The sequence below is a fragment of the Mangrovimonas sp. ST2L15 genome, from assembly GCF_001280515.1.
Taxonomy (GTDB): Bacteria; Bacteroidota; Bacteroidia; order Flavobacteriales; family Flavobacteriaceae; genus Mangrovimonas; species Mangrovimonas futianensis.
On record NZ_LBIQ01000030.1, the window covers coordinates 1,218,936 to 1,245,526 of the forward strand.

Sequence of the window (26,591 nt, forward strand, 5' to 3'; positions counted from 1 at the left end):
TAGTTCGTTAAAGTTTAATTATAGTAATAAAAAAACCTTGAAGATTACTTCAAGGTTTTTTCTTTTTATTTGATTTTAGATTATCCTAAAAATGGATATCTATAATCTGTTGGAGTTACAAATGTTTCTTTAATAAGTCTAGGTGATACCCATCTTAATAAGTTTTGTGCACTTCCAGCTTTATCATTAGTTCCTGAAGCTCTTGCTCCACCAAATGGTTGTTGTCCAACAACAGCTCCTGTAGGTTTGTCATTGATATAGAAGTTACCAGCACTATTTTCAAGTGCTCTTGTAGCTTCATTAATAGCATACCTGTCTGTTGCTAAAACGGCTCCAGTTAAGGCGTATTCACTAGTTTCATCAAGTAATTGAAGAGTTTCAGAGTATTTGTCAGCTTCGTAAACATATATGGTGATGACAGGGCCAAACAATTCGGTACACATAGTTGTGTATTTTGGATTAGTGGTCAAAATAACCGTAGGCTCAATAAAGTAACCTTTAGATTTGTCATATCCACCTCCAACAATAATTTCAGCATCATCATCAGCTTTAGCTTGGTCGATATATTTGGCCAATTTATCAAAAGAGCCTTCATGGATGACAGCTGTTATGAAATTACCCATATCTTCTGGAGATCCCATTTTAAAGGAATTGACGTCTTCAATAACATAGTTTTTCACATCTTCCCAAAGGTTGTCTGGAATGTATGCTCTTGAAGCAGCGCTACATTTTTGTCCCTGCAATTCAAAGGCACCTCTTGAAATAGCGGTCGCTACTTGTTTCGCATTGGCAGATTTATGAGCGATAATAAAATCTTTACCACCAGTTTCACCTACAATTCTAGGGTAGGTTTTGTAATTGTGGATGTTATTACCAATTTGTTTCCACAGTTCCTTAAAAATAAAAGTAGAACCTGTAAAATGCAATCCAGAAAAATCTGGGTGCGATAAAATGGTGTCCGAAATCATAACTGGATCTCCAAAAACAACATTAATGACGCCATCTGGAACTCCTGCTTCTTTGAAAACATCCATGACAACTTTTGCTGAAAAGACTTGGCTGTCACTTGGTTTCCAAACAACTACGTTACCCATTAAAGCCATACATGAAGGTAGGTTTCCAGCAATTGCAGTAAAATTAAATGGTGTTACAGCATAGGTGAAACCTTCAAGAGGTCTATATTCCACACGGTTCCATGCATCTGACGTGCTTTCAGGTTGCTCTGCATAAATATCAGTCATGTATTGCACATTGAAACGGAGGAAATCAATTAATTCGCAAGCAGCATCTATTTCGGCTTGATGAATGGTTTTGGATTGAGCAATCATGGTGGCGGCATTAATTCTAGCCCTATAAGGACCGGCAATTAATTCTGCAGCTTTTAAAAAGATACCTGCTCGTTGTTCCCAAGGCATTTGAGACCAAGATTTTCTAGCTTCTAAAGCTGTAGAGATTGCTTCTTCTACATGTTTTTTTTCTGCTAAGTGATAGGTTCCTACACTATGTTTATGGTCATGTGGAGGAGACATGGTTCTGGTATTTCCAGTGGAAACATCCTGACCATTGATATAAAGAGGGACATCAATTTGACTATTGAACATCTCTTTGTATGCTTTCAAAACCTCTTCCCTTTCTGAAGAACCTGGAGCATATGATTTAACCGGTTCATTTACAGCAATTGGGACATTGAAAAATGCGTTCGCCATAGATTTTATGATTTTATGGTGTTACTAAATTTTGGAGTACAAAGGTATGTTTTTTATGTGGTTTTTAGTGTAACAAGAGTATCAAAACAAAGTTAAATGCCATAAATTTTGTAAGTTACACGCCAGTATTTTAGACTGCTTGATTTATGTGTACAGTAACGCTAGTTGCGATAGGAGATAGTGGATTTGTATTAACTTCTAATAGGGATGAAGATCCGCAGAGGGAGACCATTGCTCCAAAGATTTATTTTGAGGAAGGAGTAACTATTTGGTGTCCTAAGGATAAAGTGGCTGGAGGAACATGGATTGGTTTAAGTGATAAGCAACGGGTTATTTGTCTCCTTAATGGCGGCTTCACGAGACACAAACGACTGGATAAATACAAAATGAGCCGAGGGGTTGTTGTGAAGGAATTATTAATAGCTGATAATTTTTTGAATTGTATTTCCAAATTTGACTTTTCTCATATTGAACCGTTCACCATTGTAGCTACCGATTGGAATGATTCGCTTTGTTTTTTTGAAATCGTTTGGGATGGATTAGAGGTACATCAAAAGGAATTAGAATTGAAAACCCATATTTGGTCCTCAACGACATTATATGATGAGCAAATGAAATCGGAACGACATCAATGGTTTAAAGAATTTAAAGAGGGTCATAGTCTAAATGAAAAATCTCTTCTGAAATTTCACAAAGCCTATAACTTGAATAAGTATGGTATTATAATGGATCGTGGTTTTGTCAAAACGACCAGTATCACTCAAATAGTGATGAAAAAGGAAGAAATTAAGACTAAGTTTTTAAATCTTCAAGAGGAAGATTCTATGATTCAGGAGACATTTTCCAAAAACCAATTTTATTCATGAGTAACTCGGGAATTATTATTGTTTTGGCTTATCCAGAGACTATTGTTAAGGTGTCTAATGAGTGGTATTCGCCATTATTGAAATATGCAGGAATAGGAAAAAAGGATTATGTAAGGGCAGGTCATGCAGCATTAGTGCTTATTGAAAAGGGCAAAGGTGAAATCTGTTATTATGACTTTGGCAGATATATTACGCCACAGCCAATGGGGCGAGTTAGAAGTAAAGAAACAGATGGTGAATTGGATTTTTCACTGGAAGCCCAATTTACGAATGGTCAAATGACAAATTTGGAAGAAATCTTGTCTTTTTTGGCTACACAACCACAATTTACTCATGGAGTAGGTAATATGTATGCGTCTGTTTGTGATGAGGTTGATTTTGAAAGGGCCAAAGCATTTATTAATGAAATGCAAGATAAGTTACTCATTAGGTATGGGGCTTTTGTGAAAAAGGCCTCTAATTGTGCCAGATTTGTAACAGATGTTTTAATAGCTTCAACGACTAATAAAGTGACCCAGAAAAAATTAATCGGTTTAAAGAGATTTACTCCTAGTACGATAGGAAATGTTGTGGCGGCGGCCAATGATTTGGGAGTCTTTAAAGTTTCAGAAACTGGATTTATCGAACCTTTTTCCTCGGATGTTGGTAAGATAAACAAAGAATGTCTGCTTGATCCTTTAAAGGATTTCAAGCCCAGTTCTTTAGGAACTATGGTCCCCCAAAAAGTGGGTCACGCGGGTCAAAAGGCTCAATGGCTATCTGGTATTGGTTCTGGTGCTTGGTTTGAAATTTTGGAGACTGATGGGTGCCAAGTTGTATTCAGAAGAATTTCCCCAAATGGACATATTGATGTGCATGATGTGTTTTCAACAGAAACTGCGGTTATTGATTGGAATAGTCCATTTGAATTTACACATCACTCCAATTGTAAATTTTTTCATATTCAGCAGGAGGATAAAATTGTGCGGTTTAATAGAGGTATTAATTAAGTGCAAAGGGAGCACTTAGCTTAAAGCTTGGGATAATCACCTGAAACTTATTGGCTGAAGAAAAATTAACCATATTAAAATGACCGCTCATGCAGCCGAAAGGAGAAGATAACAAACAGCCTGAAGTATAGGTGTGTGATTCTCCTGGGTTTAAGACCGGTTTTTTTCCAATAACTCCTTCTCCATTGACGGTTTCAATGTGATTTAATGCATCTTTAATGGTCCAATGTCGGGCAAGTAACTGAACCACATCTTTGCTCTGGTTCTCAATTGTTACCTTGTATCCATAGGCAAATTGAATCCTATAATTCTTATAGAAAGTTCCTTCAAAAGTGGTTTCTACAGAAATTTTAATCCCCCTAGTGACTTGCTGTACCATTTTTGGCTAAACGCTTAAAAAAGTTTTGGTTCTTGCTAAAATAAGAAATTTTAATTGTAAAATGTAAAAAAATAGATGTTAATGATGATTGTCAGGGTTTTAGTTTGAAATATTAATAGAGCTAGCCTCTCCCATTCCAACCAGACGATCAAATCTACTACCTAAATCTCTAAAATAAACTAAGACTTTATAGTTGTTTTCGGTTTGATAAAAATTGCCGCCAATTGCTCCTTCATCTATATTTCCTTTTCTATCTACAAGAACATACTTGTAATTGTAAAATCCTTGTTTCAATAAAAGGAATCCCTCATAGACATTTCTATCTGCATTATAGGTCATTTCATTTTCCTTACTTATAGCATAGTTGTTATAATTTCCATATATATAAGGTGTTTTACCAAGGAATGGTTCGTTGGCCAATAATGAGAAATGAATCCAAGCATAATCGGCTTCAATACTAGGGTTTTCTACATCAAGGGCGGTTATTATGAAATTTCCATTGATATCTGGATTGTACGTATATGGACGATCTTTTCTGGCAATATTGGTAAATAAATAATTGTTATAAAGGTCATGTAATTCAATAAATTGAATGGCATTATTGGCCGCCCTTATGTCTTTGTTGTCAAAATAAAAGTACTCATTGCCAGCCCAGAAACTAGATTCCTTGGTGTATTTGTAGATTAATTCATTACCCATGGTGTATTGAGGCTTCAGGTTGGAGATAGCAGAGTTTAAATTATTATTTTGAATAATTAAGGTTTTTACCGTCTGATCAGGATTGGTAAACTCAATAGAGCTAGAGTTGATGGATATATCAACACTTTGTTTTTCTTCAATAAACCTAACATCTCTTGATCGTTTAATAGCAACTCCAACTTGAGCGCTTTGTTCATAAATCATGAATTTTCTAGAAAACACCAATTCATCATACTCATTGTAAATATGAATCATGTAGTTTCCAGAAATCTTTAAGCGACGTGTTCTTTCATTAGGAATAGTAAGCTCGTAATGAGAATAAATTTGATAAGTGTTGAACGAATTTTGATAGGTCCTTATTCTTTGATTATCATAGCCATCCATAAACTCCGCTTTAGCTAGTACAGAAGGTGTCCAATCAAAATTATAATATTCTATTTTATAGTAGAAGTCAGCTTCTTCCCCATTCAAGGCATCAAATTCCAATTGAATAAAATCTCCTAACTTGATAACTGGGAGCTGACTTTCGTTGGTGTCTCCTTTAAAAGTAATTGTTTTAATATGTTCGGGCGGGTTGACTTCTCTAGTGACCTGAGCATTGGTGTTAATTGAATAAAGAAGAAATAGGAGCGTTAGAGTTAGTCGGATTACCATTCGTTTGTCATTTGTTTTGTAAATATAATCAAATTTTATGCCTTGATATAAAGGGTTTATGATGGCCCTAAAATTAACCTTTTAAAAAAGGTTGGAGCGGTTGATATTATTAACTTTACAATAATTTCAATAGGTTGAGATTTAGGGAGGTTGCTAAACTGATCTAAATCATCATTTTTCCAGAAAGTTTTAGGGAAATTTGTTTTAGAAAGTTATGGAGACAACAGATCTTACAAAAATGGTAGAAGAAATTGATGTGATTCTTGAGAAAATAATTCAAGATCAACACAATTACAAACGTGTGCTCAAGGATATTCATCCCGACCATGAAAAGAGTGCGATTAACTTGATCCATTATCTCACCTTACGCTCGTTTGATCTACGCGAATTGCAACATCAGTTGGGTATTTTGGGAATGTCTAGATTGGCAAGGGCAGAAGCCCATACTGAGGCTAGTTTGAAAATTACGCGCTACTATTTGTTGAAGTTGCTTAATAAGTCTATTGACTGGCCACAGGATTTTAAGGTTTCAATTTTAGATAGTGAACGATTGTTGACTGATAAAACCAATGTTTTGTTTGGGAGGTCCCCAGAAAATAGAAAACAAAGGATCATGGTGACCATGCCTGGTTATGTTGCAAATGATAGGGAAACTGTTGAAAAAATGATTGTCAAGGGCATGAAAATAGCGCGTATAAACTGTGCTCATGACACTCAAGAAGATTGGTTCGATATCATACAACATATTAAGGCCGTAGATGCCACACTTGGGAGAAGAACCATAATTGCCATGGACATAAGTGGACCTAAAATAAGAACTGGAGAAGTGAAAAAGCCCATTGTTCTTTATGAAGGTGATGAATTACAATTGTCTCGAGTTCCTTTGGTGGGAAGAAAGGCGCAATATGATAAGAATGGGGCGCTTCAGGCTCCGGCAATTATTGCCTGTACATTGCCAGAAGTTTTTGATTACCTCCATAAGGAAGATCGTGTATATTTTGATGATGGTGCCATTAAAAGTAAAATTATAGATTTAAATGGTGATATCGCCACAGTTAAAATTCTTAGGTCTGATGAAAAAGGGGTCAAATTAAAGGCGGATAAAGGAATTAACTTCCCAGATTCCAAACTGAACATTAGAGGGTTGACTCATACTGATAGGGAAAACTTAAAATTTATTGCAAAATATGCCGATATCGTCAATTTTTCCTTCGTTAACTCTGTTAGTGATGTTCAGGAAATGCATGAATGTTTAAAGGAATTGAATGCTTTGGATTCTTTAGGAGTAATTTATAAAATTGAGACCCAAGCTGCATTTAACCATTTGGAAGAGATTCTATTGGAAGCCTTAAAAGCGCCAAAGGTAGGAGTGATGATAGCGAGAGGTGATTTGGCTATTGAAACAAGTTGGAAGGATTTGGGTTACATTCAAAAGGAAATGCTGGCATTGTGCAATGCCTGCCATATTCCCATTGTTTGGGCTACTCAAGTTCTTGAAAAGCTAGCGAAGAAAGGACTTCCCAGTAGGTCTGAAATTACTGATGCGGTAACGGCAACAAAGGCGGAATGTATTATGCTAAACAAAGGTCCTCATATTTTGAGAGCGATAGAGCTTTTGGATCAAATAATTGAGCATATGGAGCTATATCAAGATAAAAATGCGCCTTTGTTACCGAAATTAAAAAAACTTAATCACTAATTACTAATAGCGTTTTTGTATTTGTCATAAAAATACATGGGTAGAAATCCGAAGTTTAGGATGACAATTCCCAACGTGATTAAAACACTAGCACCCGGCCAATGTTGGATTTTAAACAAGACACCGGTCGTGCTAATTGCTACGGCGATGTAACCTAAGAAATACATTGTTTTTTTCATGGTAATTTGCTTTTTATGGGTGATTAATAATTGTGTTTCTATTTCAATATGTTCCAGGCCGGCTTCTCCAAATGCATCAATTGCCTGTTCGTAAGCTGTTTCAAAATCAGTTTCTAAAGATTGTTCCAAAAAGCAACAAATATGGTCTAGCAAACTATCAGATAAATCTTCAAGTGTAACACCTCTCAACATAATATCATGCTTTATTTGAGCTATATGATTTTCTGTTAGATTCATATCATATTGGTTTTGGGTTTGATAATTAGTTGCATGGTAGATAGAAAGTCTGATAGCTCGTTAATTTTTTCACTTACTACCTGCTTGCCGTTTTGGGTCAAGTGGTAATATTTTCTTACTCTTTTGCCTATATACACTTTTTCAGTACTTAAAATCTTGTCAGCTTCCAATTTGTGAAGCATGGGATAAAGAGCTCCCTCAGTAATTTCAATTTTACCATTGGTAAGTTCTTTTACTCTTTGAGTGATTTCATAACCATACATTTTATTGTTTTCCTCAAGAAGTTTTAAAATGATGGGTTGAAGTGTTCCTTTTATTAAATCTTTCGAATACATAAGTCAAATATACATAAATATATTAGGTATTAAAATTTTTAGGAATTTATTTTTATATAAGGTGTATCAGAAAGTGTGTAATCTGTCCCTAGTTTGTGTAAAAATTATACGGTTTTGAAATAGATGAAGGCTTATAGAGCTAATATTTTGGTTGTTTTTGGAATGGCACAGGGATTGAATAGGAGTCTGTGAAATCAAATTGAACAAATCGAAACATAATTAATGAGAAAAAATAATAGTCCCTCAGAATTGAATTTGGAGTATCCAAATCAAAATCATCAAACAAATAAAACTTTCAATCCACGAAATACTATAGTTTTGGCGGGAACCTTTCTGCTAATGATTATTGCAGCTTTTCTTGCTGTTTATTATCAAGAACAATTTTTAGCCTTTAGAGAAGAGCGATTGAACTCTACTATTGGAGCCATTTTCTTTTGGATAGCCACTGGTTTATTCTTTTTCAAAGGAGGTTACTTCCTATACACCCTTTATTTATATTTCAGATATCGCTCAGTCAAGGCTGTTTCAAATGAGGAATTGCCTACTTGTACTGTGATTGTTCCTGCATACAATGAAGGTAAACAGGTGTATGCTACTTTATTGAGTCTAGCTCAAAGCGAGTATCCTGAAGAAAAATTGGAATTGTTGGCTATAGATGATGGAAGTCAAGATAATACTTGGTTCTGGATGAATGAGGCTAAAAAAGTATTGGGAGATCGCGTTACAATCCTGCAGCAACCTAAAAATCAAGGGAAGAGGCATGCGCTTTATCGAGGTTTTAAAATGGGTAAAGGAGATATTTTTGTCACGGTAGATAGTGATTCAGTTGTAGATTCTGATACGCTTAAAAACCTGGTAAGTCCTTTTGTTGTTAATGAGAAATGTGGGGCTGTAGCTGGAAACATTAGAGTTCTAAATAATGAGAAGGCATTGTTGCCGAAAATGCTTAATGTAAGTTTTGTATTAAGTTTTGAATTCGTAAGGTCAGCCGAAAGTCAATTAAATTCAGTATTGTGTACCCCTGGGGCTTTAGCGGCTTATAGAAGATCTGCTGTCTTTGCATGTTTGGATGAGTGGATTAATCAGACTTTTATGGGGCAGCCATCAGACATTGGAGAGGACCGAGCGATGACTAACATGATATTGAAGCAAGGGCATTCTGTTCTATTCCAAAGAAATGCTTATGCTTATACAAACGTGCCAGAAAAGTATAAAGGTCTTTACAAAATGTTCATTAGATGGGGTAGAAGTAATGTCAGGGAAAATATTGCCATGGCTAAATATGTATTCACCAATTTTAGGGAAGGTTCAAAGTCGGGAGCTAGACTTCTCTTTTTAAATCAATCCTTCAAAATTGTGATGTGTTATCCTTTTTTGATATTTATGTTACTATTCATATTAACACATCCGGTGCTTTTTATTAGTTCGACGTTGTTGGGTATTTTAATCTTTTCAAGTTTCCCAATGCTTTTCTATGCCAAACGGTACAAATTTTCAGAGTCCTTTTGGGCCTATTCATATAGTATCCTCTATACATTTGGATTGTTTTGGATTACGCCATATGCTATTGCTACGGCCAGTAGAAGAGGTTGGTTAACTAGGGATTTACCAACAGCTTAACATAATAATAAGGGGCATATGGTGAGAGAGGCCTGTTTCAAAAGAAGCAGGCCTTTTTTCTATTTCGAAATTCATTTAGTTCCTTTAATTGTGCTTAAAGGGCTGCCTTTTAAATTCAATTATATTGCTATTGAGATATCTTTTGTATTGAATTAAATGATGAAGAAATAATACTTATTTATGAAGTACATGGTTTTTGAAATTAAGAATGTAGGTTTATCTTAATATGGTGTGGTTTTTTAATTGTTTAAAATAAATATTTGTGTGAAATTGATGTAGAAATTATAGTATACGTGGTATAAAGGCCATTTTCCAGGAGAAATATTGTATTAATTATCAGGTTAACAGATGTTTAAAATGTGCTGTTTTAAGCTATTTAGAATAAGTATAAATAAATAATTAGCATTCATTAAAAAGTTCATTATTTCTATTAAGTTTGTAAATTTGCGTCGATTTTTTGCACAATTAAATTCAATATTGAACCTATGTCAAACGACATTAAGATTAAAAAAGGTCTGACCATTAATCTTGTTGGTGAAGCTGAAAAAAGGCTGGAAAATGCCATTGTTAGCAACTTCTGCACCATCAGACCAGAAGATTTCCACGGAGTTCTTCCGAAACTTATCGCAAAAGAGGGTACTAAAGTTAAAGCAGGTGAAACTATTTTCTACAACAAAGATGTTGAAGAAATGAAGTTTGTATCTCCAGTATCTGGTGAGGTAGTTGAAGTAGAACGTGGAGCGAGAAGACGTATCATGGCTATCAAGATTAAAGCCGATAAAGAGCAAAGCTATGTAGATCATGGTAAATTTGATATCGCTGGAGCTGATGCAGAAAAAGTGAAGTCTTTTTTGCTTGCATCAGGTGCTTGGGTTTTTATCAAACAACGTCCTTATGATGTAATTGCCAACCCTTCAAAATCGCCAAAAGCTATTTTTATTTCAGCTTATGGTACAGCGCCTTTGGCTGCAGATTATGATTTCACTCTGCAAGGTAAAGAAGCTGAGCTTCAGGCTGCTATTGACGCTTTAGGGAAATTGACATCAGGTAAAATCCATGTGAGTGTTGGAGCTAATTCCAATTCGCCTCTAGCGGGACTGTCTGGAATTACACTTCACAAAGTAAGTGGTCCTCACCCTTCTGGAAATGTTGGAACTCAAATCAATAGGATTGATCCTGTTAATAAAGGCGAAACTGTTTATACGGTTAATCCTCAAGATTTGGTGATCATAGGTGAATTGTTACTTACAGGTAAGTTTAATGCAGAACGTGTTGTGGCGTTAGCAGGATCTTCTGTGAAAAAACCAAGATACTTTAAAACCAAAATAGGTAGTGAAGTAGCAACAATGGTTTATGACAATGGAGTGGAGCAAAACGGTAACGACCGAATTATTTCTGGGAACGTTTTAACCGGTAAACAAGTGAAGCCAGATGGTGCATTAGACTATTATAGCAATACCATAACGGTTATTCCAGAAGGAGATGATTATGATTTCTTCGGGTGGAATAGACCTATATTTAATAAAATATCAACTTCTAGAGCATTGACCTTTTCTTGGTTATCTCCTAAGAAGAAATTTGAACTGGATACAAATACCAACGGAGAGCATAGAGCATTTGTGGTAACTGGTAATTATGAAGAAGTTTTTCCTTTAGATATCTATCCAATGCAAATTCTAAAAGCTTGTATGTATAAAGATCTAGATGAAATGGAAGCTTTAGGAATGTATGAGGTAGCGCCAGAGGACTTTGCTTTAACTGAATTTGTTTGTGTTTCTAAACAACCACATCAAAAGATTATTAGAGAAGGATTGGATTTGATGATTAAAGAAATTGGTTAATGATTCGTTTTGTTCTTCAGAATGAAAAATAAGAAATAATGAGTTTAAAAAGTACATTACATAATTTAAAAGAAAAGTATAAAGGTACCAAGATGGCACCGGCGTTCAATGCGTTGCATACTTTTCTATATATGCCTAATGATACCACCCATGGTGGAACTCACATTAAGGCTGCCGATGATTTAAAACGTACCATGAATATCGTTATCATGGCCTTGGTGCCATGTTTGATTTTTGGAATGTTCAATGCGGGATATCAGCATTATATTTCAGCTGGTGCACCTGTTGACTTTTTGTCTTGGGATGCGTTTTACATTGGATTGATAAAAGTATTACCACTAGTTATTGTTTCCTATGGTGTGGGATTGGGAATTGAATTCCTTTTCGCTACTATCAAGGGACATGAAGTGGAAGAGGGTTATTTGGTAACAGGAATGCTGGTTCCTTTAATCGTACCTGTAGATTTACCACTTTGGATGTTGGCTGTAGCCGTAGCCTTTGGTGTTGTTATCGGAAAAGAAGTATTTGGAGGAACTGGGATGAACATCCTAAATCCAGCTTTAACTATTCGTGCTTTCTTGTTCTTTGCTTATCCAACCTGGATGTCAGGGGATAAAGTATGGGTACATGGTGCTGTAGAGAGAGCTAATGAAATAGCTTCAGGAGCCAATGTTGATGCGATGTCTGGTGAAACAATTCTAGGTAGTTTAGCTCAGGGGCAGACCATTGATTATACATGGATGGATATGTTCTACGGTTTTATTCCTGGTTCGGTGGGAGAGACCTCAACCTTCTTGATTTTACTAGGGGGTCTTTTCTTGATTTTTACCAAAATAGGAAGTTGGAGAATTATGCTGTCTTCTGTTTTAGGAGCCATAGCAATGGGCTTGATCTTTAACGGTGTTGTAAGCTCTGGTTGGATTGTAGAGGGTAGTAAGTTCTACGGATTAATGAGTGCCCCATTTTGGCATCATTTATTGATTGGTGGTTTTGCCTTTGGTACTGTTTTCATGGCTACAGATCCAGTTACCGCTTCACAAACTAATAAAGGAAAATGGATTTACGGGTTCTTGGTAGGATTTATTTCTATCCTTATCCGTGTGTTCAATCCAGCTTACCCAGAGGGAGTAATGTTGGCCATATTATTGATGAACGTATTTGCACCTACTATTGACCACTATGTGGTTCAAGGTAATGTGAAGAAAAGAATGAAACGTTTAAAAGCAAAAACAGCTTAAGACAATGAGTAATAAAACAGACAGTAACGTATATACCGTATTATTTGCCGTTGCAATGGTGATTATAGTTGGAGCATTGTTGGCTTTTACGGCTTCATCTTTAAGACCAAGAATTGATAAGAATAAGCAGATTGAAAAGCAGCAAAACATACTTTATGCTATGGGTGTCAATAATAATGACGAGAGTAGCGCTGTGTTTGTGGATGCTAACCAAGCACCAGAGCTTTTCAATGAGTACATCAAAAAGCAATTGGTTCTAGATCTTAATGGTTCAGTTATTAAAGAAGTTGAAGGTGGAGAAATTGTTAAGGATTATGAAACCCAACCTAAAGATGACTATGGAACTGATGTTTATTTAATGGACATCAAAAAAGAGAAAGCAAATAAAGAACAAAGACGTTTGCCTTTATTTATTGGAGAGAAGGATGGAAAAACCTTTTACATCGCTCCAGTTTATGGTAAAGGATTATGGGATGCTATTTGGGGATTTGTTTCCATGGATGAGAATATGGTCGTACAAGGCGTATTTTTTGATCACGCTGGTGAGACACCCGGTTTAGGAGCCAATATTAAAGAGCGTTTCTTTATGGATGATTTTACTGGTGAGTATTTGTTGTCTCAAGGATCTTTTAAAGGAATTGATGTTGCTAAAGGTAATGCCGATCCTAAGAATGAAGACAAAGAAGATAACGCGGTTGATGCCATAGCAGGTGCTACTATTACTGGAAACGGTGTAGCAGCCATGTTGAAAAGCGATTTGAAGCTTTACAAGCCTTATTTTGATAATTTAAAAAACAATTAATTTATGGGACTTTTATCTAAAAAAGACGCCAAGTTAATTACAGATCCATTAGCAGATAACAACCCTATTACTATTCAGGTATTAGGAATATGTTCAGCTTTAGCAATTACGGCGCAATTAAAAGCTTCAATTGTAATGGCTATTTCGGTAATGGCCGTGTTAGGAATTGGTAACGTAGTTATTTCTTTAATACGTAACATTATACCTTCAAAAATTAGAATTATTGTGCAGTTGGTTGTTGTAGCTGCCTTGGTAATTATAGTAGATCAGGTTTTAAAAGCCTTCTCTTATGAATTGAGTAAAACCCTTTCGGTATTCGTGGGATTAATTATTACCAACTGTATCATTATGGGACGTTTTGAAGCTTTTGCCTTAGGTAACGGACCATGGAGATCTTTCCTTGACGGGATTGGTAACGCTGCTGGATATGGATTAATCCTTGTAATCGTTGGTTTCTTTAGAGAGCTTTTAGGTTCTGGAACTTTATTAGGATTTAAAGTTTTAGGAGACCCAATTGAAAAAACAGGTTTGTATTCAATAGGTTATGAGAATAACGGATTTATGTTGTTGTCACCTATGGCCTTGATTGTTGTTGGTATCATTATTTGGGTACAACGTAGTAGAAATAAAGATTTAATTGAAGACTAAATTTAGTTTATGGTTAGAGGTTGATGGTCTATTACAGGCAAGCAACTAACAACAAGAAACTAAAAACTAATATCAAATGGAACACGTAGAATTATTTTTCAAATCAATATTTATAGATAACATGGTATTTGCCACGTTCCTTGGGATGTGTTCTTACCTTGCGGTATCTAAAAAAGTAAGTACAGCAGTTGGTCTAGGGGCAGCAGTTATTTTCGTATTAGCTGTAACTGTGCCGGTAAACTGGTTACTCGATCAATATGTACTTCAACCAGGTGCTTTAAAATGGTTAGGAGAAGAATATGCTTCTTATGATTTGAGTTTCCTTTCTTTTATTATGTTTATTGCTACCATTGCAACCATGGTTCAATTGGTAGAAATCGTAGTAGAGAAATTTTCTCCAGCGTTGTATAATTCTTTGGGTATTTTCTTACCATTGATTGCTGTTAACTGTGCTATCTTGGGTGGTTCATTATTCATGCAGTCTAGAGAAATTCCTTCTATAGGTTTGGCCTTTAATTATGGAATTTCTTCTGGTATAGGTTGGTTCTTGGCTATTTTGGCCATTGCTGCTATCCGTGAGAAAATTAGATATTCAAACGTGCCTGCTCCATTACGAGGATTAGGTATCACCTTTATCATTACTGGGCTTATGGCCATCGGTTTTATGAGTTTTGGAGGTATGTTGACAGGTGGAGATGATGCTGGAAAGAAGGAAGAGAAATCTGCTGTTATAGAGCAACCCGCAACACCAAATGAAGAATTGGTAAAGGAAGAGGTTAAAGAAGAAGTAAAAACATTAGCTAATAATACTAAAGTAAACGAGTAACATGATTTTAGCCGCAGGTACATTAGGAACTGTAGTAGCAACGGTAGCCGCCTTTTTAATAGTAACCATTCTATTGGTTGCCCTGTTATTATTTGTCAAGCAAAAACTATCTCCATCAGGTCCTGTAACCATTAAAATTAATGGTGAAAAGGAAATAGAGGTAGCTTCTGGAGGAACTTTATTGTCTACTTTAGGAAATGCGAAAATATTTTTACCATCAGCATGTGGTGGTGGAGGTACATGTATTCAATGTGAATGTCATGTATTGTCTGGCGGAGGTGAAGCATTGCCAACTGAAACGCCTCACTTTACAAGAAAGGAATTGAAAGAAGGAGCCCGTCTTGGATGTCAAGTGAAGGTAAAGCAAGACATGGAAATTGAAATTCCAGAAGAAATTTTTGGAATCAAAAAATGGGAAGCAGAGGTCGTGAGAAACTACAATGTAGCTTCTTTTATCAAGGAGTTTGTTGTACGTATTCCTGAAGATATGAATTACAAGGCAGGAGGATACATTCAGATAGAAATTCCTCCATGTACAATTAATTATAAAGATATTGATATCACGGCTCACCCTGAAGAGCATGAAACGCCTGATAAGTTTCAAGCTGAATGGGATAAATTTGGTTTATGGCCATTAGTGATGAAAAATGATGAAACTGTTGAGAGAGCTTACTCTATGGCTTCTTATCCAGCAGAAGGTCGTGATATTATGTTGAACGTTCGTATTGCAACGCCGCCATGGGATCGAGCTAAAAATGGTTGGATGGATGTAAACCCAGGAATTGCCTCGTCATACATTTTTAATCAAAAGCCAGGAGATAAAGTAACCATTTCAGGACCTTACGGAGAGTTCTTTATCAACGAGTCAGATGCTGAAATGTTATATGTTGGTGGTGGAGCTGGAATGGCGCCAATGCGTTCACACTTATACCACCTATTCAAAACTTTGAGAACTGGTAGAAAGGTAACTTATTGGTACGGTGGACGTTCTAAGCGTGAGTTATTCTACTTAGAGCACTTTAGAGAATTAGAAAGAGAATTCCCTAACTTTAAATTCTACTTGGCCCTATCTGAGCCTTTACCAGAAGATAACTGGAAAGTTAAAGAGAATATAGATGCACCTGGTGATGGATTTGTAGGATTCATTCACAATTGTGTAATAGAAAATTATTTGAATCATCATGATGCCCCAGAAGATATTGAACTATACTTCTGTGGACCTCCATTAATGAACAAAGCGGTAGAGAAAATGGGACAAGATTTTGGTATCCCAGATGAGAATATCCGTTTTGATGACTTTGGTGGATAGAAAGTCACATGACCTGATAAAATTAAAAAAAACCGACTCCTTCAAGAGTCGGTTTTTTTATGCGCAACTATTGGCTATTCATAGTTGAATTTGTCCGTTTCATTGATTCCTTTCTAAAGATAGATTGTTTATCTTTTACATTTGAATCAAAATGTAATGTCATTCATGGGAAAACAGTATAAAATAGCCATTTGGGTGAGTGCTCTAGTTAGCAGCATTGTTACATTTCCTAGGCTTTTGCGCCCTAGCCTGAATGATATTCCTGCCATGATGGGACATTTCTTCTATTTGTTCCTGTTATGCGTGATTTTTGGCCTGATGGCACAATGGATAATTAAGAAGAATGATAAACGCATCGTTTATGGAGTCTTGTTTTTAATTGTTTCTGGAATTATTTCTGTGATCTATCAAATGATTACCCAGTGGTTTCTGCAAGAGTTTAATCCATTGATTACAGACATGCCCTTGGTAGAAGTCCTTTCAAAAAGACAATTCAATGTTTTAATGTTCTTGAGAGGGGTTGTTTTTAGTATTTTTATTTATCTCATCATGTATTATTTACATGTGTTATCCGATAGACAACAGGCCCTATTGGAAATTGAATCCTTAAAGAAGGAAAAACTTGAAGCCCAATTACATTCCTTAAAGTCCCAAATTAGTCCACACTTTTTGTTTAATTCCCTAAGCACCTTAAGAACCATTGTGCCAGATGCTTCCTCCAAAAAATATGTGTTACAGCTTTCCAATGTGTACCGATATCTTTTAGGGTTTAAGGAAAGTAATGTCACGACTTTAGAAGAAGAATTGGAGTTTATTCAATCTTACTTATATATTTTGCATGAACGCTTTGAGGAAGCTTTAGTGGTAGATATGGATATTGATCAAACATTGAAATCCAAACTATTACCGCCATTGGCATTACAACTTCTTGTTGAAAATGCAATTAAGCATAATGTTGTATCACTAGACGATCCATTATCTGTTCAAATTAAAAATGAAGCATCCCTGTTAGTGGTAACCAATAATCTACAGCCAAAACTCACTCATGAAGAAAGTACAGGCAAAGGACTGGATAACATTAACAAACGATATAAATTATTAGCCAATCAACAAATTGAAATCTATAAAACTGATCAAAACTTCACTGTCAAAATTCCTTTATTAACAGAACAAGATTTAAAATTATGATGGAAGAAAGAAGTTATCCGTTTTTTTTATTCCTTATGGCATTACGCTATTTTGTGTTTGCTGGAATCGCATTTAGTTTGTTTTATATCCTTTTCAAAAGAAACTTTATCAAGATAAAGATTCAAAAATTGTTTCCTAAAAGAAAGGATTATCGCCGTGAGATAGGTTTTTCCTTTTTAACTATGGTGATTTTTTCTCTTTATGCAGCTTTAATCTTTAAGTCACCTTTATCAGAATTTACAAAGATATACAGGGACTTTTCAGAGCATAGCATCTGGTATGTTATCTTCAGTGTCATTTTGGCCATCTTGATCCATGATACCTATTTTTATTGGACTCATCGAATGATGCATCATCCCAAATTGTTTAAATACTTTCATTTGGTTCATCATAAATCCACCAATCCAAGTCCTTGGGCATCTTATTCCTTTCATCCCTTAGAAGCTCTTGTAGAAGGTGGTGTTATTTTGGTAGTTGTTATGCTTATTCCTATTCATCCTGTAGCTATTGCATTATTTATGATATTCATGCTATCTTACAACGTCTATGGACACTTAGGATTTGAGATTTTTCCAAGATGGCTTTTAAAGACCAAATTGGGTTCTTGGTTCAACACGTCAACCAACCATAACATGCATCACCATTATTTTAAAGGTAATTATGGCTTGTATTTTAGATTTTGGGATCAACTTATGGGAACCACACATCCTAAGTATCAGGAAACGCTTAACCAACTAAAGAATTTATGATTACGGTTCTCATTATTGAAGATGAAATAAAAACTGCCAAAGCTCTTAAGCAAAGTATAGAAGATGCATCACTAGATACTCAAGTTTTGGGAATTGTGCAATCTGTAAAAGGGGCATTGAATTGGTTTGAAAATAATGAAGCCCCCGATTTGATTTTCTCTGATATCCAATTAGCAGATGGTTTGAGCTTTGAAATTTACAGACAGATTGATATCGAGTCACCTATCATTTTTTGCACTGCTTTTGATGAGTATGCCATTGATGCCTTTAAAACCAATGGTATTGACTATCTACTCAAACCCATTGATGACGATAAGCTACATGTAAGTTTGGATAAATTTCAAAAGATGAAGAATCTCTTTGGAAAAACTGCTTCAAACGATACGGATAAAAGCAAATTAGATGCCTTATTGTCACAACTTACTAATCCATATAAAAAGACCATATTGGTTCATTTTCAAGGTAAAATGATTCCCTTAAAAATGTCTGAGGTTGCTTATTTGCAATATGATTTGGGGAATGTTTATTTAGTCACATTTTCAAACAAAAAATATACCTTGAATCAAACTCTAGATGAATTGGAGTCCTCCTTAAATCCAGATGAGTTTTTTAGAGCTAACCGTCAATTTATTATTCACAGAGACGCTGTTCAGGATTTGGAGAATTACTTTTCCAGACGTATGGTTTTAAAATTGCAAGTGCCTACTTCCGAGGTGATTATTGTGAGCAAAACCAAGTCTCCACAGTTGCTTAGATGGTTGGAAAATGCCTAATTTAGGTTTCGGACGGTTCATCCTGTAATTTGTCCGTTTCACTTCATTCTTATCATATACCATAGCTTCTAATGCTACTTTTGAGGTGTAAAACTTAATAAATCAAAAGTCATGAAAAAAAGAAGTCTATTTAAAAGAGCCCACATGTTTCTTGCCATCGCTATGGTTGGAATGATCACATTCACATCATGTAATAAAGATGATGAGGATACCAATACACAAACCATCACCGAAGAAGAAGCTGTAGATGCTATAGAAAGTTCATTAGCTAAAGAAACTAATGGAATCTCACAAACTGTGGAAACCGCGGTTATGAAAGCTGACGAAGAAGGTATGTTTAATGAAGCTGCTGATGTGGCATGTGGGGAAACCTACAATGATGCCTATTCTGAAGATTATACAGCTACCAATTATAGTTATAGCTATGATGTGTCCAGAACCTTTTTAATGATCTGTGACGCCAATGCACACCCAGATGTGATGAATTACAGTTTGAACTTTTCTGGAGCTTATGAAACTCCTAGAATGAGCTCTGACGATGAATCAAGTTTAGAATGGACTATGACAGGTTTATCACCTAGTAATAGTGTTGTGGAATTAAATGGAGCCTACGTGAGAGAAGGTTCACAAATATCTAAGGTGAGAAACATGAATCAATTTCAAAGTACCTTAACCATCACCATTCAAAACTTAGCTGCCAATAAATATTCTTATGAAATCTTATCTGGTACTGCTGCTGTGACATTCGTTGGAATATCTTCTACTGGAAACCAATACAGTTACAATGGTTCATTGACCTTTAATGGCGATGGAACAGCCACTTTAGTTATCAACGGAAACACCTATATCATTAATTTATAAATTGAAAAACATGAGAACATTAACCATGATATTTTTAGCAATCGTGATGTTGTTTGTAGGTAAATCTTATGCACAAGACCAAACACCAGAAGAGAAAGCAACTGCTTTAACTGAAAACATGCAGGAGCAAATAGGCTTCTCTGATGAGACCTATAAAAAAGTATATGAGGTAAATTTAACCTTTGCAACTAAAACGCAAAGTTTAAAAACTCAAGATTTGAGTAAAATGAAAAAGTTTCAAGCGCTTAAGGATTTGGATGAAGAACGAGATACTTCTTTAAAACAAATTCTTACAGAAGATGAATATGACGCCTTTCAGGATCATAAGAAAGAGAATAGAAAAACCATGAAAGAGAAGTTTAAAGCTTCAAGAAGTTAGTTAGTTGAGTTTAGATTAGTTTGGGCATCTTGTCAATTTTGATAAGGTGCTTTTTTTTGTCCGTTTCAAATTGAAATTTGTCCGTTTCACTTCATTTGAAGTTATTAGTTTATAGGATAGTACCTATTTTTAAAGTGTTAATCAACCAATCACAATCACATGAAAAAAATTACCCTGTTACTTTTATTACTTGCTAATGTCGGTCTGGCGCAAATTACTTACCAATCTTCAGATTTTGCTCAAATAGGTGATAACTATATCATGAGTCGCATCAATACGGGCATACAAACCACAGATTTTACCATCACTGGCGAAAATTTCGATTGGGATTTTAGTGCTCTATCCGTAACTTCCCAAGAAACGGTAAGTTGGGATGATCCTAATAACTCTGGCTACAAAACTACCTGGTGCTTAACTAATGGATATGTCTTCAATTGTAATGCAGAGTTTAATAATGCCTTTAATTTGGCTACTCAAGTGGTTGATGGTATAGAAATTCAAGATTATGGGGTGACCAACTTAGTAGCTCACTACATGCTTGATTCAGCAGCTTTACAGAATAAAATGTTAGGCGCATCACTTACGATTGCTGGAATTGCTATTCCATTTACCGTGGACTTTGAAAACCCTGATGTGGTCTATGAGTTTCCCATGAATTATAGTGATGTATATACCAATAATGGGAACTTTGAACTCGATTTAAATACGTTAGGAATTCCTATTTTGTACACTTCGGAAATTGAAAGAACGAATGATGTAGAAGGCTGGGGAAGTTTGGTAACTCCTTATGATACTTATTCTGATGTGTTAAAAATGAAAACTACGGTTATCCAAAATGATACCGTGGTCACAGAAACAGAAACCATTCCTACTACCAGAACTACTATTACTTATAGCTGGTTTGATGCAAATTACGGTGTTCCAGTGATGCAGGTTATTGGCGAAGATGTGGCAGGAACTTTTGTACCTACCTCTGCAAGTTATATCGATGTGGAGCAATGTTTGGACCCAAATGCTTTCTTTTCTTATTATCCTGTTGCTCCTGAATTTGATTACGAAACCAATTCTGTAGCTGTGACATTTTTTAATGTGAGCAATAATTATGATTCAGTGTCTTGGGATTTTGGAGATGGTACACCCATTACAGAAAATAATCCAACCTACACATTTGAATGTCCAGGAGTACACCAAGTGATTTTGACAATCACCAATGAATTTTGTGATCCCAACTTAGAAGATAGTATCACTTTACCTGTAGTTATTTCAGATCCTGATGGTTTGTATACCAATGCAGTGACTGTAGATGCCACTAGTTTAACCGCTGTAAGGGACACAGAGGGAACTTCGTACCAATGGGTAGATTGTGATAATGACAATACGGCAATTGAGGGTGAAACGTCGCAAGTATTTATGCCTTCAGAAGATGGAACCTATGCTGTTATCTTAACCACAAATGGCTGTACCTCCATGTCTGCTTGTTATACTTTCGAAAGTTTAAGTGTTTCAAGCTATCATTTGGATGATCAAATAAAATTATATCCAAATCCCACAACAGGCATGCTTCAGGTCATATCTAAAGAAACCATCTCTCAAATTCAAGTGTTTGATGTGCTTGGGAAACAAATAGGGAGTTCTTTAAATCTTTCAAAACACCCATCTGGGATTTATTTTGTCAAATTAACGTCTCAAACAGGAAGTGTTACCAAAAAAATAATAAAACTGTGATTGATGATAGCTAGTGAGTTTGTCTTGCTATTGAACCGGCACGAAAGTGTCGGTTTTTTTATGTTCATAATTAAACAACATAGAACAATCCATTACATTTGAAATTTGATCCAATTCACACAAAGTACTTACAACTGCTGATAGACCTTGAAAAAGAAGTTCTTTATCCTGAGGGTTGTCAGGTTTGTTATTTCTATAATGTACGGGTAATTCATAACCACAAGCTCGTAAAAACGAAACCTCAATACATAATAGTTCCTGTGGAGTATAGCCATTAAAACGCTTTCCTTTAGCCTGGTGAAGCTTACCAAGTAGATTTAACTGGGTAGAGCCATGATCGTCGGATAAATGTTTCCAAAAATCCTGACCGTCCAAAATGTTACCTACCGCACACTGCTTACAACATTCGGGATGTAGCCTATTGCTATGGAATGCCTCGTATAGTTTGTTTATCGCCTGATCAAATCGTTTACTCGTTCTCATAGTTTCATGAATAGGATCCTTAAATTACAGAATTTATTTGAATCGGTCGCTTATAGGTTTATTAAAATTGGATTACATTCTTCTGATTGGATACTACTTATATGTTCAGAATGATGGTTTTAAACATGAAATTGGCAAAGTGGAATCAAAGTTTAATTAGAAATTACGTTGGCCATAGGCATGAAATCTTTGCGTTTTCTATGGGTTTTGTAATACCTTTGCTAAATGGGTAAACCGTTGTCTAAACAAGAAATGCATAATTTGGCTATGAACCATGTAGGGAAGGACCTAGAGGAAAGAGGGTTTGAATTTATAGCGGTTAATAGTCAATTGAAACGTCATCCACAATTTGTTTGTATCGATAAGAATGCCCAATACTATTTTGTGATTGTAAAGGTGGTCTTGTTGCCTGAAAATCCTAATAATTATGATGTGGTTTGGATGGAATCTTTCAAAAAACATGCTCGAGATAAGGATGCCAAAGTCCTTTTCGCTGGAGTGGGATTAGGGAATCCTGATGGCGAAGATTTACCCATTTACCTCAATGAAGAATACCTTATGGAATACAATGGTATCCAAGTCGTAGAAACCAATTTGAACTAAATGAAACAATCTTTACTTGCCCTACTTTTATTAATAGCTTTTTCTTGTTCCAAACCACCTCAAAATACTAAATTATCGGGTCCTGTATTCGGAACTTCGTATTCGGTGATTTACGAAGGTTCTGAAAATTACCAAAAAGATTTCAATAGGCTTTTTAATGAAGTCAACGAATCCATGTCGACTTATATTGAAGATTCTAAAATTTCAAGGATCAATAGAGGGGAAGATGTCGTACTTGACAAACATTTTAAAACCGTTTTTGAGGCTTCTAAGCTTATTTATAGATATACGGAAGGTGCATTTGATCCTACTATAGGAGGTGTTGTAAACGCTTGGGATTTTGGCCCTGAAGGCGCAATTCAAAATATTGACAGTATCCAGGTAGATAGTTTGATGAAATCGGTAGGTTTTAATAGAATGGGAATCGTTGATAGCCATGTGAAGAAAACAGCTCCAAATGCTTTTATTGATTTTAATGCTATTGCCAAGGGTTACGGTGTAGATGTTATTGGGGAATTTTTGGAAAGCAAACAAGTCAAAAATTATTTAGTCGAGATAGGAGGTGAAATAAGATGTAGAGGTTATAACGCGCAAAAGGAAAGCCCATGGAAAGTTGGTGTTGAAATGCCTCATTTTGATGGAAGTCAATCCGTAATGCGCACCATCGATATGGAAGATGCGGCTATGGCAACTTCTGGAACCTACAGAAAATTCAAGGTTGATGGATTAGGAAACCGATATTCCCATATTATTGACACCAAAACTGGCTACCCTAGTAAAACAAACTTATTGAGCATTTCTGTCATTGCAGAAAATTGTATGACGGCTGATGCCTATGCCACAGCCTTTAAAAGCATGGGAATGGATCGTATAGAGGAATTCTTGGTTTCGCATCCCGAACTTCAAGTTTTTTTAATTTTTGAAAATGATAAGGGGGAGCTGGAAACCAAATCATTAAATGGTTTTCCAGAATAATTTTCAATCATTTTCTTGATATACCAGGACTTGACTTTTAGCAATTCGATTATTAAGAACCTTTAAATATCGTAAGGCATTACCGTCTTCATAATCGGTATAGGCTTTAGAAGCCCAGGAAGTTGCTGCCTCTAAATCACCATTAATCTCGTTGATAATGGCCATGTTATAACAAGCGCGTCCCGCTACTTTTGCTTTACGATTGTTGGTCTCCATTTCCCAAAGCTCTGCAGCGCCATCCCAATTTCCTGTTTGAGCGCGCCTTTTTGCAATTTCGAAATTTTCCGTACCTCTTACATAGTATTCACGAGTCACGCGAATTTTATATGGAAAGGTTCGTAAGGCATAATCATGTCCTAAGTGATCACTTATTTGAAGTACATTTTCTTTGCGTCCACTGATGGCCTCTAGCGCTTTGGCAGGATTTACACCTTTGCCTACTGAAGTAGACCATTGGTCAATTACAAACTCATCCAATATTTCTTTGGTAAGATTGTTATAAACTCTAAAACCAGCTTTAATATTGGTTGTTATTTTGGCCGTATGCTCAATCACAGGAATTTTAAGTTCAAAAGCGTTCAACTTTTGTACGGTTTGATTGCTGTAAGCAATGTGGGCATCCGTATCATAAAATGATAGGACGAATAATGCATCCACCTGATATTTTTGACATAATTGATTGACGGTTTCCCATGACATATTACTAGGAAAAATTCCCAAACCTGGATTTTCAACTTGATCGGCTTCTATAAAAGTGACTATCTCAAACTGGTTTAGTTTTTTAAATTCATCTGAAATGCCTTGAACGACACGTTGGGCACCTTCTTTATCCAATAATTTTCCTTCCAGAGAAAAGACTTGATCCATTTGATCTAAGGTTTTATTGGAAGTCGATTCACTTCTGTTAAGGATACCAATGCGCTGTACTTGAGAAGATACATGAACAGGGGCAGGCTCTGTCACACTCATAGTAAGATGGTTCATAGACTGGCAACCAGTCAAAAGGAGAGCCCCTAAAACTAGGGCATAAATAGGGATAGTAATAGTAGGTTTCATGTCTAAATTAGATTTGGGTTAATCTGTTATTTTAGATATTTAGTTAGTGTGCAAAACTTTTTGGGGAAAGTAATTGCATCGGGATAAAGATAACATTTTTAATTTAATGGAATGAAAATTAGTGGTTTGATACAGGAATCTATAAGTGGCTGTTCTAAAATATGGCTGCAGGAAAACATTGTTTCAAGGGCTTAAGAAAGCGAAAGGGAAAAGATGTTCGGAAGGTCCGAAGGACTTTCCTGCGAGCAGTGACCTACCAATTATTTTTAAATTTTTTGCAAGGTTATGCTATTTGGATTTTTCAATTTCCAATTTTATTCTTTTCATAGCGATAATTGCGTTTTCCACTTGTGTTTTCTGTTCCGTTTCGATTTCAACTATTCCGGAGGGAATATGAGTAATTTTAACTTCATTATGGGTTTCTCCACTATAATCAATTCTTATATTTTCCTTTCCGAAATATCTTTCGAGCTCTAAATATCTCTCAGAAAAAGTAAAACAGTCAAATTCTATTTTTCGTTGATTGAATTCATCCCAAAATTGCTCATATGTGATATTATTTTCAATTATCAAGTTTAACTTATTATAGGAATGAGTAACACCATCCATTGGATAGTAAAGTTCAAATCCACCTCTATCTTTGAAACCTATCTTGGCTTTTGCTTTTTTTGAACCTTCTCCAAAATATAAATGATAAATAGTGTCATTTTTTATGTCAAACTCTCTCCAATTCGAGATCCAACCCAAACTAGTTGCGGATTGCATAGAGTCATTTTCAATATATAATTCAGCATAAAGTCCATTGTGGCAAGTACAATAATTTCCGTCTAGCTTCCTTTCGGATTTACATCCGATAACTGTAAAAACCAATATCAGTAATACGTTTTTTAATGTTTTCAGGTGGCTTTTTTTATGTTGCACAACTAATTATAGGAAGATAAATATACCCTTTTATGAGTATTTCTCTCAGAACATGTTAGATTTTTCTGGATTTATTAGCGGCTATTTATTTGCGCACAAAAGGAACAATTTCACCCGGAGCCAAACAATACTTTTCCAGGTCTTCTTTTTCAAAAGTTTTGGTATAATCAACTTCCTCTACTTGAAAACCAATACTTCGTAATTTGTCAAAATAATCCCTGCCGTATACGCGTACGTGGTCATACTGTCCAAAGATTTTGGCTCGTTCCTTTTTATCCGTTATGCTATCATCTTCAAAAGTGGTTGCCCGATTTAAATCCTGCGGAATTTGAAAAACACCCCAACCACCAGGCTTCATAACGCGATACAATTCTTTCATGGCTTGGGTATCATCTGGGATATGCTCCAATACATGATTGCAAAGAATCACATCGTAAGTGTTATCATCAAAAGGAAGGTTGCAAATATCGGCTTTGACATCTGCAAGAGGTGAATTGAGATCAGTTGTGGTATAGTCCAGATGAGGTATATTTCTAAATCGCTTATAAAATGCCTGTTCAGGAGCAAAATGAAGTACTTTCAAATGGTCGGTAAAAAAGTTAGTTTCCTTTGTGAGAAACAGCCATAGTAAGCGATGTCTTTCCAACGAAAGCGTGGACGGAGATAAGACATTGTGCCGCTGTTCTCCATAACCATAGGGTAAAAAACTTTTAAAACTTTTGCCGTCAATAGGGTCGGTGTAGGTAGAGCCTTTTAAAAATGATTCCATGAAAGGCCTAACCACATAGCTGAGCCTAATGAGAATAGGTCTCGGTATGGTATTGAGCAATATTTTAAAAAGTTTTTTCAAT

At 35.7% G+C, this 26,591-nt stretch carries 27 protein-coding genes; 18 read left to right on the forward strand and 9 right to left on the reverse strand.

The window, feature by feature from the left end; genetic code table 11:
• Positions 1 to 80: 80 nt before the first annotated feature.
• Entirely contained in the window at positions 81 to 1,706 is a 1,626-nt protein-coding gene (gene pruA, locus ZA07_RS09175; protein WP_053971396.1) for an L-glutamate gamma-semialdehyde dehydrogenase, read from the reverse strand.
• 146 nt (positions 1,707 to 1,852) lie between these two features.
• On the opposite strand from pruA, the gene ZA07_RS09180 reads away from it, so the two are divergent.
• The gene (locus ZA07_RS09180; protein WP_053971397.1) at positions 1,853 to 2,572 is read left to right on the forward strand and encodes an NRDE family protein; all 720 of its coding nucleotides are present in this window, start codon (positions 1,853 to 1,855) and stop codon (positions 2,570 to 2,572) included.
• Positions 2,569 to 3,561, forward strand: coding sequence for a DUF6695 family protein (locus ZA07_RS09185; protein WP_053971398.1), 993 nt, complete (start codon positions 2,569 to 2,571; stop codon positions 3,559 to 3,561). The genes ZA07_RS09180 and ZA07_RS09185 overlap by 4 nt, the downstream gene beginning before the upstream one ends.
• On the opposite strand, the gene apaG is transcribed toward ZA07_RS09185, so the two are convergent.
• Both apaG and ZA07_RS09195 read right to left on the reverse strand, forming a co-directional pair.
• On the reverse strand, positions 3,554 to 3,940 hold the full coding sequence (gene apaG, locus ZA07_RS09190; protein ID WP_053971399.1) for a Co2+/Mg2+ efflux protein ApaG: 387 nt from the start codon (positions 3,938 to 3,940) through the stop codon (positions 3,554 to 3,556). The two genes, ZA07_RS09185 and apaG, sit on opposite strands and share 8 nt — an antisense overlap.
• A gap of 99 nt (positions 3,941 to 4,039) precedes the next feature.
• Entirely contained in the window at positions 4,040 to 5,293 is a 1,254-nt protein-coding gene (locus ZA07_RS09195) for a DUF5103 domain-containing protein (protein WP_053971400.1), read from the reverse strand.
• A 214-nt stretch (positions 5,294 to 5,507) separates the two neighbouring features.
• Between ZA07_RS09195 and ZA07_RS09200 the strand changes: the two genes are divergently transcribed.
• The gene (locus ZA07_RS09200; protein ID WP_053971401.1) at positions 5,508 to 6,992 is read left to right on the forward strand and encodes a pyruvate kinase; all 1,485 of its coding nucleotides are present in this window, start codon (positions 5,508 to 5,510) and stop codon (positions 6,990 to 6,992) included.
• Here the strand turns inward: ZA07_RS09200 and ZA07_RS16280 are convergent.
• Together ZA07_RS16280 and ZA07_RS09210 are read right to left on the reverse strand one after the other, a co-directional pair.
• Positions 6,989 to 7,408 (reverse strand): hypothetical protein, encoded by a 420-nt coding sequence (locus ZA07_RS16280; protein WP_231628663.1) that lies wholly within the window; start codon positions 7,406 to 7,408, stop codon positions 6,989 to 6,991. The genes ZA07_RS09200 and ZA07_RS16280 overlap by 4 nt on opposite strands.
• Positions 7,405 to 7,743, reverse strand: coding sequence for a PadR family transcriptional regulator (locus ZA07_RS09210; protein ID WP_053971402.1), 339 nt, complete (start codon positions 7,741 to 7,743; stop codon positions 7,405 to 7,407). Before ZA07_RS09210 ends, ZA07_RS16280 begins: the two co-directional genes overlap by 4 nt.
• 222 nt (positions 7,744 to 7,965) lie before the next feature.
• Between ZA07_RS09210 and ZA07_RS09215 the strand changes: the two genes are divergently transcribed.
• From ZA07_RS09215 to ZA07_RS09275, 13 genes are all read left to right on the forward strand, one after another.
• Positions 7,966 to 9,363 carry a glycosyltransferase family 2 protein gene (locus ZA07_RS09215; RefSeq protein WP_053971403.1) on the forward strand — a complete coding sequence of 466 codons (1,398 nt, stop codon included), beginning with the start codon at positions 7,966 to 7,968 and terminating at the stop codon, positions 9,361 to 9,363.
• A 485-nt stretch (positions 9,364 to 9,848) separates the two neighbouring features.
• Positions 9,849 to 11,204 carry a Na(+)-translocating NADH-quinone reductase subunit A gene (locus ZA07_RS09220; protein ID WP_053971404.1) on the forward strand — a complete coding sequence of 452 codons (1,356 nt, stop codon included), beginning with the start codon at positions 9,849 to 9,851 and terminating at the stop codon, positions 11,202 to 11,204.
• A 38-nt stretch (positions 11,205 to 11,242) separates the two neighbouring features.
• Complete coding sequence (locus tag ZA07_RS09225) at positions 11,243 to 12,442, forward strand: NADH:ubiquinone reductase (Na(+)-transporting) subunit B (protein ID WP_053971405.1); 1,200 nt, start codon at positions 11,243 to 11,245, stop codon at positions 12,440 to 12,442.
• A 4-nt stretch (positions 12,443 to 12,446) separates the two neighbouring features.
• The gene (locus ZA07_RS09230; protein WP_053971406.1) at positions 12,447 to 13,244 is read left to right on the forward strand and encodes a Na(+)-translocating NADH-quinone reductase subunit C; all 798 of its coding nucleotides are present in this window, start codon (positions 12,447 to 12,449) and stop codon (positions 13,242 to 13,244) included.
• A 3-nt stretch (positions 13,245 to 13,247) separates the two neighbouring features.
• The gene (locus tag ZA07_RS09235; protein ID WP_053971407.1) at positions 13,248 to 13,892 is read left to right on the forward strand and encodes an NADH:ubiquinone reductase (Na(+)-transporting) subunit D; all 645 of its coding nucleotides are present in this window, start codon (positions 13,248 to 13,250) and stop codon (positions 13,890 to 13,892) included.
• A gap of 76 nt (positions 13,893 to 13,968) precedes the next feature.
• Positions 13,969 to 14,718 (forward strand): NADH:ubiquinone reductase (Na(+)-transporting) subunit E, encoded by a 750-nt coding sequence (nqrE, locus tag ZA07_RS09240; RefSeq protein ID WP_053971408.1) that lies wholly within the window; start codon positions 13,969 to 13,971, stop codon positions 14,716 to 14,718.
• Position 14,719: 1 nt separating this feature from the next.
• A complete protein-coding gene (gene nqrF / locus ZA07_RS09245) occupies positions 14,720 to 16,027 on the forward strand; it encodes an NADH:ubiquinone reductase (Na(+)-transporting) subunit F (RefSeq protein WP_053971409.1) in 1,308 nt (435 codons plus the stop codon).
• A 165-nt stretch (positions 16,028 to 16,192) separates the two neighbouring features.
• The gene (locus tag ZA07_RS09250) at positions 16,193 to 17,215 is read left to right on the forward strand and encodes a sensor histidine kinase (protein ID WP_053971410.1); all 1,023 of its coding nucleotides are present in this window, start codon (positions 16,193 to 16,195) and stop codon (positions 17,213 to 17,215) included.
• Positions 17,212 to 17,964 carry a sterol desaturase family protein gene (locus ZA07_RS09255; RefSeq protein ID WP_053971411.1) on the forward strand — a complete coding sequence of 251 codons (753 nt, stop codon included), beginning with the start codon at positions 17,212 to 17,214 and terminating at the stop codon, positions 17,962 to 17,964. The genes ZA07_RS09250 and ZA07_RS09255 overlap by 4 nt, the downstream gene beginning before the upstream one ends.
• The gene (locus ZA07_RS09260; RefSeq protein WP_197276722.1) at positions 17,961 to 18,737 is read left to right on the forward strand and encodes a LytTR family DNA-binding domain-containing protein; all 777 of its coding nucleotides are present in this window, start codon (positions 17,961 to 17,963) and stop codon (positions 18,735 to 18,737) included. The genes ZA07_RS09255 and ZA07_RS09260 overlap by 4 nt, the downstream gene beginning before the upstream one ends.
• A 111-nt stretch (positions 18,738 to 18,848) precedes the next feature.
• Positions 18,849 to 19,598, forward strand: coding sequence for a hypothetical protein (locus ZA07_RS09265; RefSeq protein WP_053971412.1), 750 nt, complete (start codon positions 18,849 to 18,851; stop codon positions 19,596 to 19,598).
• 10 nt (positions 19,599 to 19,608) lie between these two features.
• The gene (locus ZA07_RS09270; RefSeq protein ID WP_053971413.1) at positions 19,609 to 19,977 is read left to right on the forward strand and encodes a hypothetical protein; all 369 of its coding nucleotides are present in this window, start codon (positions 19,609 to 19,611) and stop codon (positions 19,975 to 19,977) included.
• 159 nt (positions 19,978 to 20,136) lie between these two features.
• The gene (locus tag ZA07_RS09275; protein ID WP_053971414.1) at positions 20,137 to 21,702 is read left to right on the forward strand and encodes a T9SS type A sorting domain-containing protein; all 1,566 of its coding nucleotides are present in this window, start codon (positions 20,137 to 20,139) and stop codon (positions 21,700 to 21,702) included.
• Between the two features lie 27 nt (positions 21,703 to 21,729).
• Here ZA07_RS09275 and ZA07_RS09280 read toward each other — a convergent pair whose 3' ends face one another.
• The gene (locus ZA07_RS09280; RefSeq protein WP_053971415.1) at positions 21,730 to 22,185 is read right to left on the reverse strand and encodes a hypothetical protein; all 456 of its coding nucleotides are present in this window, start codon (positions 22,183 to 22,185) and stop codon (positions 21,730 to 21,732) included.
• 225 nt (positions 22,186 to 22,410) lie between these two features.
• Here ZA07_RS09280 and ZA07_RS09285 point away from each other — a divergent pair, with 225 nt between their 5' ends.
• Together ZA07_RS09285 and ZA07_RS09290 are read left to right on the forward strand one after the other, a co-directional pair.
• Positions 22,411 to 22,788: a hypothetical protein gene (locus ZA07_RS09285; RefSeq protein ID WP_053971416.1), complete on the forward strand. Its 378-nt coding sequence runs from the start codon at positions 22,411 to 22,413 to the stop codon at positions 22,786 to 22,788.
• Complete coding sequence (locus ZA07_RS09290) at positions 22,789 to 23,763, forward strand: FAD:protein FMN transferase (RefSeq protein ID WP_053971417.1); 975 nt, start codon at positions 22,789 to 22,791, stop codon at positions 23,761 to 23,763.
• Between the two features lie 3 nt (positions 23,764 to 23,766).
• Here ZA07_RS09290 and ZA07_RS09295 read toward each other — a convergent pair whose 3' ends face one another.
• The 3 genes from ZA07_RS09295 to ZA07_RS16160 form a co-directional block, all read right to left on the reverse strand.
• Positions 23,767 to 24,819 carry a DUF6340 family protein gene (locus ZA07_RS09295; RefSeq protein WP_053971418.1) on the reverse strand — a complete coding sequence of 351 codons (1,053 nt, stop codon included), beginning with the start codon at positions 24,817 to 24,819 and terminating at the stop codon, positions 23,767 to 23,769.
• Between the two features lie 288 nt (positions 24,820 to 25,107).
• Positions 25,108 to 25,584, reverse strand: coding sequence for a peptide chain release factor-like protein (locus ZA07_RS09300; RefSeq protein ID WP_053971419.1), 477 nt, complete (start codon positions 25,582 to 25,584; stop codon positions 25,108 to 25,110).
• Positions 25,585 to 25,825: 241 nt separating this feature from the next.
• Positions 25,826 to 26,590: a class I SAM-dependent methyltransferase gene (locus ZA07_RS16160; RefSeq protein WP_053971420.1), complete on the reverse strand. Its 765-nt coding sequence runs from the start codon at positions 26,588 to 26,590 to the stop codon at positions 25,826 to 25,828.
• Position 26,591 lies beyond the last annotated feature (1 nt).

What these genes read in the sequence shown, in the direction of transcription:
- ZA07_RS09185 (WP_053971398.1), top strand. Translation starts at nt 2,569, where the DNA reads ATGAGTAACTCGGGAATTATTATTGTTTTGGCTTATCCAGAGACTATT.
- ZA07_RS09225 (WP_053971405.1), top strand. Translation starts at nt 11,243, where the DNA reads ATGAGTTTAAAAAGTACATTACATAATTTAAAAGAAAAGTATAAAGGT.
- ZA07_RS09300 (WP_053971419.1), bottom strand. Translation starts at nt 25,584, where the DNA reads ATGCAATCCGCAACTAGTTTGGGTTGGATCTCGAATTGGAGAGAGTTT.
- ZA07_RS09220 (WP_053971404.1), top strand. Translation starts at nt 9,849, where the DNA reads ATGTCAAACGACATTAAGATTAAAAAAGGTCTGACCATTAATCTTGTT.
- ZA07_RS09285 (WP_053971416.1), top strand. Translation starts at nt 22,411, where the DNA reads ATGGGTAAACCGTTGTCTAAACAAGAAATGCATAATTTGGCTATGAAC.
- ZA07_RS09200 (WP_053971401.1), top strand. Translation starts at nt 5,508, where the DNA reads ATGGAGACAACAGATCTTACAAAAATGGTAGAAGAAATTGATGTGATT.
- ZA07_RS16280 (WP_231628663.1), bottom strand. Translation starts at nt 7,408, where the DNA reads ATGAATCTAACAGAAAATCATATAGCTCAAATAAAGCATGATATTATG.
- ZA07_RS09250 (WP_053971410.1), top strand. Translation starts at nt 16,193, where the DNA reads ATGGGAAAACAGTATAAAATAGCCATTTGGGTGAGTGCTCTAGTTAGC.
- ZA07_RS09210 (WP_053971402.1), bottom strand. Translation starts at nt 7,743, where the DNA reads ATGTATTCGAAAGATTTAATAAAAGGAACACTTCAACCCATCATTTTA.
- ZA07_RS09180 (WP_053971397.1), top strand. Translation starts at nt 1,853, where the DNA reads ATGTGTACAGTAACGCTAGTTGCGATAGGAGATAGTGGATTTGTATTA.
- nqrE (WP_053971408.1), top strand. Translation starts at nt 13,969, where the DNA reads ATGGAACACGTAGAATTATTTTTCAAATCAATATTTATAGATAACATG.
- pruA (WP_053971396.1), bottom strand. Translation starts at nt 1,706, where the DNA reads ATGGCGAACGCATTTTTCAATGTCCCAATTGCTGTAAATGAACCGGTT.
- nqrF (WP_053971409.1), top strand. Translation starts at nt 14,720, where the DNA reads ATGATTTTAGCCGCAGGTACATTAGGAACTGTAGTAGCAACGGTAGCC.
- ZA07_RS09260 (WP_197276722.1), top strand. Translation starts at nt 17,961, where the DNA reads ATGATTACGGTTCTCATTATTGAAGATGAAATAAAAACTGCCAAAGCT.
- ZA07_RS09255 (WP_053971411.1), top strand. Translation starts at nt 17,212, where the DNA reads ATGATGGAAGAAAGAAGTTATCCGTTTTTTTTATTCCTTATGGCATTA.
- ZA07_RS09265 (WP_053971412.1), top strand. Translation starts at nt 18,849, where the DNA reads ATGAAAAAAAGAAGTCTATTTAAAAGAGCCCACATGTTTCTTGCCATC.
- apaG (WP_053971399.1), bottom strand. Translation starts at nt 3,940, where the DNA reads ATGGTACAGCAAGTCACTAGGGGGATTAAAATTTCTGTAGAAACCACT.
- ZA07_RS09270 (WP_053971413.1), top strand. Translation starts at nt 19,609, where the DNA reads ATGAGAACATTAACCATGATATTTTTAGCAATCGTGATGTTGTTTGTA.
- ZA07_RS09235 (WP_053971407.1), top strand. Translation starts at nt 13,248, where the DNA reads ATGGGACTTTTATCTAAAAAAGACGCCAAGTTAATTACAGATCCATTA.
- ZA07_RS09215 (WP_053971403.1), top strand. Translation starts at nt 7,966, where the DNA reads ATGAGAAAAAATAATAGTCCCTCAGAATTGAATTTGGAGTATCCAAAT.
- ZA07_RS09280 (WP_053971415.1), bottom strand. Translation starts at nt 22,185, where the DNA reads ATGAGAACGAGTAAACGATTTGATCAGGCGATAAACAAACTATACGAG.
- ZA07_RS09230 (WP_053971406.1), top strand. Translation starts at nt 12,447, where the DNA reads ATGAGTAATAAAACAGACAGTAACGTATATACCGTATTATTTGCCGTT.
- ZA07_RS09195 (WP_053971400.1), bottom strand. Translation starts at nt 5,293, where the DNA reads ATGGTAATCCGACTAACTCTAACGCTCCTATTTCTTCTTTATTCAATT.
- ZA07_RS09275 (WP_053971414.1), top strand. Translation starts at nt 20,137, where the DNA reads ATGAAAAAAATTACCCTGTTACTTTTATTACTTGCTAATGTCGGTCTG.
- ZA07_RS09290 (WP_053971417.1), top strand. Translation starts at nt 22,789, where the DNA reads ATGAAACAATCTTTACTTGCCCTACTTTTATTAATAGCTTTTTCTTGT.
- ZA07_RS09295 (WP_053971418.1), bottom strand. Translation starts at nt 24,819, where the DNA reads ATGAAACCTACTATTACTATCCCTATTTATGCCCTAGTTTTAGGGGCT.